Origin of the sequence: Stenotrophomonas sp. PS02298 (genome assembly GCF_029959445.1) — a bacterium.
Lineage (GTDB): Bacteria > Pseudomonadota > Gammaproteobacteria > Xanthomonadales > Xanthomonadaceae > Stenotrophomonas.
Map to the genome: position 1 here is coordinate 1 of NZ_JASCOR010000311.1, position 1,644 is coordinate 1,644.

Genomic DNA, 1,644 nt, shown 5'->3' on the forward strand with positions numbered 1-1,644 from the left:
GTGGTCATCCATGGCGGGGGGGGGGGGGAGCGCAAGGATTTCCGCGCTGCAGAAGAGCGCGCCGCACGTGCGGCGCTGACCGAGGCATTGCGTCAAGGTCATCAGGCGTTGGTTGCTGGCAAACCGGCACTGGATGCGGTGACAGCCGCGATCACCGTGTTGGAGAACGATCCGACCTTCAATGCAGGTCGCGGTGCGGTGTTCACCCATGACGGCAAGAATGAGCTGGACGCCTCGCTGATGGATGGCGCCACGCTGCGTGCTGGTGCCGTCGCTGGCGTGCATACGGTCAAGAACCCGATCCTGCTGTCGCGCGCGGTGATGGAGCATTCGCCGCACGTGATGATGGTGGGGCAGGGCGCGGAGATGTTTGCCGCCGAGCAGAAGATCGAACTGGTGGATCCGTCCTACTTCCGTACCGAGAAGCGCTGGGAGCAGTTGCAGCGTGCATTGAAGGAAGAGGCGACGGGGCAGGCACATGCCGATCTGGAGACCGCCAAGCATTTCGGCACCGTCGGTGCGGTCGCGCTGGACAACCAGGGCAAGCTCGCCGCGGGCACGTCCACTGGCGGCATGACCAACAAGCGCTATGGACGTGTTGGTGATTCGCCGATCATCGGCGCTGGTACCTATGCCAATGATCAATGCGCGGTTTCAGGCACGGGCTGGGGTGAGTACTACATCCGCCTGTCCGTCGCGCATGAGATCTGTGCGCGCATGAAGTACCTGAAGGAAACACCTGCACAGGCCGGCGATGAAGTGATCGTCAAGCGCGTGCCAGAGCTCGGCGGCGATGGCGGCGGTATCGTTCTGTCTGCGGATGGCAAGGCGTCGATGCCGTTCAATACCGAAGGCATGTATCGCGGTTGGATTGGTGCCGATGGCGTGCCGCACGTGGCGATTTTTGCCGACGAAAAGATTAAGATGCCCGGCGAGTGATCGGCACCGCCGATGCCGAAAAAGAAATTTCACCGAATGTGAAGATTTCTGTTGACAGCATCGGCGCTGATCACCAAAATAGCGAGCTCACCCACCCCTGACCGGCAAGGCCGCGGTCCTCGACAAGGGAGTGGAATGGAGGGATACCCAAGCGGCCAACGGGGGCAGACTGTAAATCTGCTGGCTTACGCCTTCGGTGGTTCGAATCCACCTCCCTCCACCAGTTTTATGTTGTGACGTGTTTTCCCGGTGCGGGAGTAGTTCAACGGTAGAACCTTAGCCTTCCAAGCTAATGGTGCGGGTTCGATTCCCGTCTCCCGCTCCATTGAACGAAACGAAAAAACACGGCATAATAGACAACTCGCTCACGTAGCTCAGTCGGTAGAGCACCTCCTTGGTAAGGAGGAGGTCGAAGGTTCGATTCCTTTCGTGAGCACCATCTTTCGCAGATAGTGCACAACTAACCCTGTTACCGAGAAGAAGCAGCCATGTCCAAGAGCAAGTTCGAGCGTACCAAGCCGCACGTTAACGTCGGTACTATCGGCCACGTCGATCATGGCAAGACCACGCTGACTGCCGCACTGACCAAGATCGGTGCAGAGCGCTTCGGTGGCGAGTTCAAGGATTACTCCTCGATCGACGCCGCGCCGGAAGAAAAGGCACGTGGCATCACGATCTCGACCGCACACGTTGAGTACGAATCCG

2 protein-coding genes and 3 tRNA genes are annotated in these 1,644 nt (G+C 59.3%); all 5 read left to right on the plus strand.

Annotated elements, in window-relative coordinates:
- Nucleotides 1–939, plus strand: a 939-nt coding sequence (locus tag QMX78_RS21340) for an isoaspartyl peptidase/L-asparaginase (RefSeq protein ID WP_282273448.1), incomplete at its 5' end; no start/stop codon positions are given.
- Between the two features lie 137 nt (nt 940–1,076).
- Nucleotides 1,077–1,162: transfer RNA gene (locus tag QMX78_RS21345), tRNA-Tyr, on the plus strand.
- A gap of 28 nt (nt 1,163–1,190) precedes the next feature.
- Nucleotides 1,191–1,264: transfer RNA gene (locus QMX78_RS21350), tRNA-Gly, on the plus strand.
- A 38-nt stretch (nt 1,265–1,302) separates the two neighbouring features.
- A tRNA-Thr gene (locus tag QMX78_RS21355) sits at nt 1,303–1,378 on the plus strand.
- A gap of 49 nt (nt 1,379–1,427) precedes the next feature.
- On the plus strand, nt 1,428–1,644 hold a 217-nt coding region (locus tag QMX78_RS21360; RefSeq protein WP_282270669.1), incomplete at its 3' end, for a GTP-binding protein.